This is a genomic window from Streptomyces tibetensis, assembly GCF_040647715.1.
GTDB classification, from domain to species: Bacteria; Actinomycetota; Actinomycetes; order Streptomycetales; family Streptomycetaceae; genus Streptomyces; species Streptomyces tibetensis_A.
This window is the reverse complement of the sequence record NZ_JBEZCR010000019.1, coordinates 95,454-102,182: the sequence shown is the minus strand read 5'-3', so window position 1 is coordinate 102,182 and position 6,729 is coordinate 95,454. Positions and strand designations below refer to the sequence as shown.

Here is a 6,729-nt window from a genome sequence, read left to right as displayed (position 1 = left end):
TGGCCGGCGACCTGGGCCTGTCCGCCGTCGGCGGTGACGAGGGTGGAGAGGATCTTGACGGCGGTGGTCTTCCCGGCACCGTTCGGCCCGAGCAGTGCGAACACGGACCCGGCCGGGATGCGCAGATCGATGCCGTCGAGGACGGTCTTGTCGCCGTAGGACTTGCGCAGACCGACGGCGGAGACGGCGGCGGGTGACGAGCGGCCCAGCGTAGGCGTGGACATGACAGATGAAGGCATGGTGCCCTCCTTGAGACGGGAGCCCTCCTTGAGAAGGCTGAAGCGGGATGGGAGGGACGGGGCCGGTCGAGGACGCGGCGCTCAGACCTTGGCGCGGCGGATGTCGATGTTGCCCCAGTTGGTCCGCGCGCGGACCTTGACGGTGTTCTCGGTGTGTTCCGGAGCCTCGGATGCGGCGAGCGCGTTGCGCACCTGTCCGCGCTGGGAGCTGACGTCGAGCCAGGCGGCGGTGCCCTCGGGGATCCCCACCTCGATGACGCCGTTGGACGTCTCCAACTGCACTTCATCTCCGATGACCTCACCGAAGCGCAGATAGCCGTTGGTCGCGGTGCCCGTGACCGGCCCCTCGGCGCGCGCAATGTCGCTGCCGCCGTTGGTGCCGCTCAGCCGCAGCTCGCCGGTCACGGCACCGACGGTCGTGGTGCCGTTCGAGTTCTTCAGGACGGCGGGGCCGTCGATGGTGCCGACCCGTACATCGCCGGTGCTGCTCGTGATCTCGGCCATGCCCTCCACCCGGTCCACGGTGATCGAGCCGTGCGACGCGGTCAGCTTCACCGGGCCGGTGGCGTCGAAGCGGATGTCGCCGACCGAGGTCTTCACGCAGACCTCGCCGAGCCGGCCCTCCCCGAGGACCTGGACCCAGGCGCCGGTCATGTCGACGTGCGAACCCGTGGGGAGTTCGACGGTCACGTCGACGACGCCGGTGCGGCCGAGGCCGAACAGATTGGCCTTGGGTGTCCAGACGGTCAGGACGCCACCCACGTACGTGACTTCGGTCTGGTCGGCGGTCCGCACGTCCGGTTCCCGTTTGGGGTTCCGGGGGTGCACCTCCACCACGGTGTCGAGGCGGTCGCCCGCGGTGAACTGGATGGAACCGGCCTCCACGCGTGCCGTGACCGAGACCGCTTCAGGAGTGTCGAAAGAAGGCATGGCTGTCCCGTCTTCTTGGGTCTGCAGAGCGTCCCGGCTGGTGGGACGTGGTGTGGGTGACGTAATACGGGCTCGGCGCGGTCAGCGCACCCAGCCCGTGAAGCTCTGTCCGAGGGTCTTGGTCTTCTCCGCCGTACGCGGCCGGGCGCCGCCGTCGACTGCTGCTGCCACGGCTCGTACCAGCCACGCGTTGACCGACAGGCCCTCGCGGCCTGCGGCTTCCTCGGCGCGGGCCTTGAGGTGGGCCGGCAGGCGCAGATTGACGCGGGCGGTGCCGCCCTCCTCGCCGTCTGCCGGGGCTGGGGCAGGGGGCATGGTGAGCGGTTCGACGGGCGTGGACGGTTCCTCGGGCGCACCGTCGTGGGTGGGCGGCAGTGCCACCACGAAGTCGGGATCGAGCCCGCGCAGCCGTACGTCGACCGAGCCGGGGGCGAGTTCGCGAGTGATCTCGTCCGTCGCGGCGGAGAGCACGTTGAGCAGGGTCAGCCGGGTCGCCGACTCCAGAGGGGCGGTGAGTCTCTCGGCCAGCTCACGAGCTTCATCGCCACCAGCTTCGGCGGCCACCGCGAGTTCCCGGCGAAGGTTCTCGACGTACGGGGTGAGGTCCATGGCGCCATGGTGGCACCATTGTGGTGCCATGCGCAAGCCCGCCAAGGTGTCCCCGTGCTGATGCGGCCCACAGCAGAGGGCTGGATGGCGCCGTGTGGCGCCATGTGGTGCCACCATGCGCCAGGTGACGCCAGTGAGTGGCGCGTGATGCCGCTTGAGGGCACGCCGAGCGGCCCCGCCGGACGGTTCTCGCCAGGCGGGGCCGATTGTGGGAGCGGGGAGGACGGAAGGTGGCCCGCGGTGTCGTCACCCGTTCGCAGCGGCGGTCACGGTCGCGGGGTCCACACCGGTCAACTCGACGATGCGGTGCGGTGCCACACCGGCGGCGAGCGCCTTGCCGATCAGACCGTCCCGCCCACCGGCGCAGTCACGGTAGGCGAGCAGTTCCTGCTCGACCCGGGCCAGCGGCTCCGGGACCAGCTGGTGGCGCAGTCGGTTCAGCTCCTCCTCGCCCAGCGGGACGGGCAGCCGTTCCGCTCCCTCGGGCACGGCCGCCGTCTCCTCCGGCGGCAGCAGGCGCAGATGGGGGGAGGTCGGCGCACAACCCTGGGCATCGAGCCAGGCGCGAACAGCGGGAGTTTCCATGCACGCGAGTTCACCGACGGCGGCCGGTGACACACCGAGCTGCGCGGACGCGTCGTCAAGCAGGAACAGATAGGCGTCGTCGGTCATCCTCGGCTCCTTCTCCACAGGGTGTTGAACGACATCCCATTACCCCGCCGAGCCCGGATTACCGCCGGATCACCAGGCACTCAATCGAGTGAGACGGCACTGCTCCGGGTCCCGGTGATGTGGACGTCTATGTACGAGGCGAGAGTCAGCGCGTCCCGGGGGTCGTCGGCCCGGAAGGCGACCCGGCGCAGCAGGAGGACACCGTCGAGGGCGATGCCCTCCCGGGCGAGGACGAAGAGCAGGCTGAGGAAGGCACAGCGGGCGTTGCCGTCGTCGAAGGGGTGGAAGAAGCAGACGTCGAGGTAGGCGCGTGCGGCACGAGCAGTCAGGGGGAGGGGCCGGTCGGCGTCCTGCGCGCTCTCGGACAGGCAGGCATCCAGCCGGCTCCGGAGGTCGGGAGTGATGCCGTAGCGCTCGCGGCCGCCCTTCGCGAAGGCGGGCAGGCTGCGCAACGGCGGCGGCTGCGGGGCGTCCAGGACGTGCTGCTGCCAGCGTTGCAGCAGCGCGAAGTCGAGGCGGGCCCCGCGCGCGGCGTCGGCTCGCAGCAGTTCCAGGGCGGTGAGCAAGCCCTGGGCCCGGGCCGGGTCCAGGGCACCGTCGAAGCCGCGGATGTCCTCTGCCGCGCCGTCGCGGTACGGGGTCAGCGGTCCGTTCACACCACTGTCCCGGGCCTGCTGCCACGGCACGCCCTCACGCACGGCGAGCCAGCGCTCGAGGTGGTCCGGCGGCGGCTCGGGGGACGGTGCGCGGTCAGCCGGCCGCAGGGACCGCGCGAGGCGCTCCGCGACCTCGTCGACCAGTGCGCGGTCAGGGCCGGTCCAGCTCTTGAACCGGCCGCCGATCGCGCTGTCGACCAACTCCTCCGCGACGTGGGGTGCGACGTCCCAGCGGTCGAGGAACCAGGTGAGTACCTGGTGGCAGTGCCCGTGCCAGCCGCTGCCGCACCCGGTGCGGTCGGTCACCTGGAGGATCAGGTTGCGGGCCGCCCGGTCCCACAGGATCCGGTCGTCCTCGACGGTGCGCAGGTCGAGCGGGTACGCCTCGATCCATCCGCGAGACTTTCGAGCCACGCACGCCATTCGCGAAGCGCCGCGACCACGCGGGGGAGCGTCTCCTCGGGAGTGGTGATCGAGTCGCGCGGGCAGCACCAGTGCCCGACCGGTCCGCCGTCGAAGTCCCCTTCGTCGTGGGACCAGCGCCAGCCCGTTGCCCAGCGGCCGTAGTGCTCCACCAAGGCGTGCGACACGGCATCGGCCCACGGCGTGGCCTCGTCCCGGTCCCAGGCGCTCATCGCCGGGTCGGCGAAGGGGACATCCGGCCGACGCGGCACACACCGGGCCGGACCGAGCGAGTGAACGACCTCGGTTGCCGACGCGGCGTCGAAGGGGTGGCGGGCAGGGTCCACCTCGTCCCAGTTCAGCAACCCGGGGGACAGCGTGAAGATCACCGCGCCAGCCTGCCACAGCCGTCTGGGGCCCGATCAAGCGAATTATCGGCACGCCCACCCCTCTCCGTGCGTGCGGAGAAGCGGCCCGTCCAGCCCGCGCCCGCCAGTCGGTCAGCGCTGCCAGACCACCAGCCCGCCAGTCCGGAATTTCGGCAGTCCGCCAGGTTCAGATTCCGGCTCCTGCGGTCTCCCACCCTGCTTCCCCGTCTTCCAGGGCGGCCTCCCAGGGGCGCGGGCCGGTGCCGTCGGTCCAGGCCTCCAGGGCCTCCCGGTCCACGCACAAGATCCCGCACTGCTCGGCGTACTCCACGGCCGGCGCCGTGAAGTCGCTCGTGCAGACCAGTACGGCGACATCGGCCTCGTGCACCGTAAAGCATGTGCCACCGAAGCGCTGCAGGTCCTGAGATCCGACCCGGTGTGACTCGCCGTAGTGCTTGCACTGGACGACGACCCGGCGCCCGTCGGGCGTCACGGCCAGCACGTCTGCGCCCAAGTCGCCGGCCCCTCCTACCACTTCGACGTCGGTGCAGCCGTCGCGTTCGCAGAGTCCGGCGATCGCCTCCTCGAACTCCTCCGGTGTCAGGGCGTCGTAGTCGACGGACACGGCCAAGGCGACAGTGTCGGCGGTGGCGGTGGGGGCGGGAGTGGACGGCCGCTGAGCGGGGACCGCCGAAGCTTCCAGCACCTCGGCCGCTTCCCTGGCCGCCTCGTCGAGCGCTGCCGCGGCCCGGCGTGCCACTCCTGCCAAGCGCCAGCGGCGCCGCAGGACCAGGCAGCCCGCGACAGCCATCGCGACCAGCACGAACACCCAGGCGGGACGCCGCTCCAGGGCGCCCGCCGCCACGCGAGCGGCAAGTCCCAGGACACACAACAGCACGGCGAGAAAAACGAAGAACAGGGCCGTCGACCGGAGGTCGAACCCATAGCGGCGACGCTTCGCAAACGGCATACGACGCGTAGGCGTTGTCACGACATCCCCCCTCATCAAAGCCCCCTCATGGGGCCGACCGCAAGATCACCCCCACCGTCTTCCCAAGATCAAAGCCTTCATGAGGGCATCGGCGTCGCGGCAAGGGAAGGGGCACACCACATGAACCGACCCATCGGGCCAGGGAATTGCGCGGGCGCACCCGCAAGCAGCGAGATAGGGTTGCAGGTATGGGAAACGCGCGTTCGACCGGCCCGGTGGGCTTCAGGTAGCCCACCAGGAGAAGCCTGGTGGTTGCCGCGATCGGAGCCCCCGTGACACGCACCGCCCACCACCTGCCCCCTTCACTCGGCCGGAGTCCACTCGACTGCCCGCCAGAAGCCCCCTGGCGATCGCTGGTTCTCCATAGCCTGAGATACAGCGCACGCAGCCTCACCGACGCGGCGCGAGAGTCCCGAAGGCCTCGACCTCACCTGGTCCGTCGCACGGTGGAGGTCTACTCGTTCGCCCGGCGCCGGACGGACCGCTCCATCGCCGAGTGGTCCGCACGGGAGGAACGCCGGGCGCGGCAGCGGCTGCGTCACCAGGTGGGAACTCTGATGCGGCTGGTGCACGCCGGCGCCGACGAACTCGCCCTCGAAGCCGCGGACATGGTGGACATTCCGTCGGCACGTCATCGGCGCAGCTCGCTCTGGCACGCATAACCGCAGCCGCACGCCATCACGTCAGGGGCTGCTTCCTTGATCCTCACAGCGGAGGAACGCGACGATCTCGTCGCGAGTTTGTACACGGTGCTGTTCGGCGGTGTGCAGTCCTTCCACCCGTCAGGGGAGGTCGGCGCCAATGACCCGATCCGTCCGCTCCTCGAGACGATCGACCGTGCCGTGACGGAATCCGTCCTCGCCGGCGACGCGACGTCGATCGCCCTGTCGGTCTGGGCGGTGATGCACGGGGTCGCGACGCTCGAACCGGCCGGGGCCCACGACGCCGCCACGGCCGAGTCCGCCTTCAGGTCGACGGTTCACGCCACGCTGCGCGGATGGGCCACACCCGCGGTGTTCAGCAGCCTTCGCCGGGCCGAAACCGGTCCTTGATCGGACGCGCCGAACCCCCGGCCGACGGCGGTGTCCGTCTGCCGGGGGCGTTTGGTGTGGCGTCAGTTGGAGAAGGGGACGGCGTCAGCCGGATCGGCGTGCCAGTTGGTGGCGACGGGCCGGTCGACCGTGGCGGTCTCCGGAAGGGTGAGGGTGACGGCGTTGGTCTCGTCGCCGGCGACGGACAGGTGCAGGAAGTCGAACTGCTTGCCGTGGTTGCCGGTCGTGGTCTTGGGGTTGATGCCCGCGTACGCGGCGGTGGAGCCGGACAGCGTGACCCGTTCGCTGACGCTGTGCTCGGCCGGCGCCACCTCGGTGTCGGCGGAGGAGCCGAAGGAGGCGGAGGGGAAGACGCCCTCCAGGTAACAGGTGATGCCGGACTTGGCCTTGGCAGTGACGAGGAAGTAGCCGCCCGCCTGTGTCTTCAGGCTGACCTTGAAGCTCAGGTCCTTGGTTGCGCAGGCCCGCACGGCGTTGCTCCGGCTGTCGGTCGTTGCCGCGGCCGTGGTGGGCGCGGTGGCGGCGACGGCCACTGCTGCGACCGCGGCCAGGACGAGGCGGGCGGAGGGGGCGGAAAAGCGCGAACGCATCGATATCTCCATGGTGCGAAGTGGGTTGTCCAGCGGGCTGCTCGGACGGCCTCAGCCTGTTGCGTGTTCCGTCCCGTCCGCCACGACATGCGGTCGGTTCGGGACGCTGGAACGCTGGAACGCCTGCTGACCAGCACAGACGCCGACAGCCTGGAACGATGCGCCGGGACGCGAAGGGCAGCCGGAACCGGCCTTCGAACCCCGAGCAGGCCAAAGCGGG

Annotated in this window: 9 protein-coding genes; 2 read left to right on the top strand and 7 right to left on the bottom strand. The window is 70.6% G+C overall.

The genetic code is table 11. From position 1 onward, the window contains the following. The 6 genes from AB0B29_RS35710 to AB0B29_RS35685 form a co-directional block, all read right to left on the bottom strand. Positions 1–239: ATP-binding cassette domain-containing protein (locus AB0B29_RS35710; RefSeq protein ID WP_362246559.1), on the bottom strand; the 239-nt coding region annotated here is incomplete at its 3' end. An 81-nt stretch (positions 240–320) separates the two neighbouring features. Beyond that, positions 321–1,169, bottom strand: coding sequence for a DUF4097 family beta strand repeat-containing protein (locus AB0B29_RS35705; protein WP_362246557.1), 849 nt, complete (start codon positions 1,167–1,169; stop codon positions 321–323). Positions 1,170–1,250: 81 nt separating this feature from the next. After that, a complete protein-coding gene (locus tag AB0B29_RS35700; RefSeq protein WP_362246555.1) occupies positions 1,251–1,778 on the bottom strand; it encodes a hypothetical protein in 528 nt (175 codons plus the stop codon). A gap of 246 nt (positions 1,779–2,024) precedes the next feature. Beyond that, positions 2,025–2,450 carry a DUF6003 family protein gene (locus AB0B29_RS35695; protein WP_362246553.1) on the bottom strand — a complete coding sequence of 142 codons (426 nt, stop codon included), beginning with the start codon at positions 2,448–2,450 and terminating at the stop codon, positions 2,025–2,027. 80 nt (positions 2,451–2,530) lie between these two features. Beyond that, complete coding sequence (locus AB0B29_RS35690) at positions 2,531–3,520, bottom strand: Fic family protein (RefSeq protein ID WP_362246551.1); 990 nt, start codon at positions 3,518–3,520, stop codon at positions 2,531–2,533. 543 nt (positions 3,521–4,063) lie between these two features. Next, a complete protein-coding gene (locus AB0B29_RS35685) occupies positions 4,064–4,846 on the bottom strand; it encodes a restriction endonuclease (RefSeq protein WP_362246549.1) in 783 nt (260 codons plus the stop codon). Between the two features lie 467 nt (positions 4,847–5,313). Here AB0B29_RS35685 and AB0B29_RS35680 point away from each other — a divergent pair, with 467 nt between their 5' ends. Next, positions 5,314–5,529 carry a hypothetical protein gene (locus tag AB0B29_RS35680; protein ID WP_362246547.1) on the top strand — a complete coding sequence of 72 codons (216 nt, stop codon included), beginning with the start codon at positions 5,314–5,316 and terminating at the stop codon, positions 5,527–5,529. Between the two features lie 36 nt (positions 5,530–5,565). Then, entirely contained in the window at positions 5,566–5,919 is a 354-nt protein-coding gene (locus AB0B29_RS35675; RefSeq protein WP_362246545.1) for a TetR-like C-terminal domain-containing protein, read from the top strand. Between the two features lie 62 nt (positions 5,920–5,981). Here AB0B29_RS35675 and AB0B29_RS35670 read toward each other — a convergent pair whose 3' ends face one another. Next, the gene (locus AB0B29_RS35670) at positions 5,982–6,509 is read right to left on the bottom strand and encodes a DUF4232 domain-containing protein (RefSeq protein WP_362246543.1); all 528 of its coding nucleotides are present in this window, start codon (positions 6,507–6,509) and stop codon (positions 5,982–5,984) included. Between the last annotated feature and the right edge of the window lie 220 nt (positions 6,510–6,729).

Excerpts from the sequence above, each read along its gene's own strand:
- AB0B29_RS35705 (WP_362246557.1), bottom strand. The coding sequence starts at position 1,169 with ATGCCTTCTTTCGACACTCCTGAAGCGGTCTCGGTCACGGCACGCGTG.
- AB0B29_RS35700 (WP_362246555.1), bottom strand. The coding sequence starts at position 1,778 with ATGGACCTCACCCCGTACGTCGAGAACCTTCGCCGGGAACTCGCGGTG.
- AB0B29_RS35695 (WP_362246553.1), bottom strand. The coding sequence starts at position 2,450 with ATGACCGACGACGCCTATCTGTTCCTGCTTGACGACGCGTCCGCGCAG.
- AB0B29_RS35685 (WP_362246549.1), bottom strand. The coding sequence starts at position 4,846 with ATGCCGTTTGCGAAGCGTCGCCGCTATGGGTTCGACCTCCGGTCGACG.
- AB0B29_RS35670 (WP_362246543.1), bottom strand. The coding sequence starts at position 6,509 with ATGCGTTCGCGCTTTTCCGCCCCCTCCGCCCGCCTCGTCCTGGCCGCG.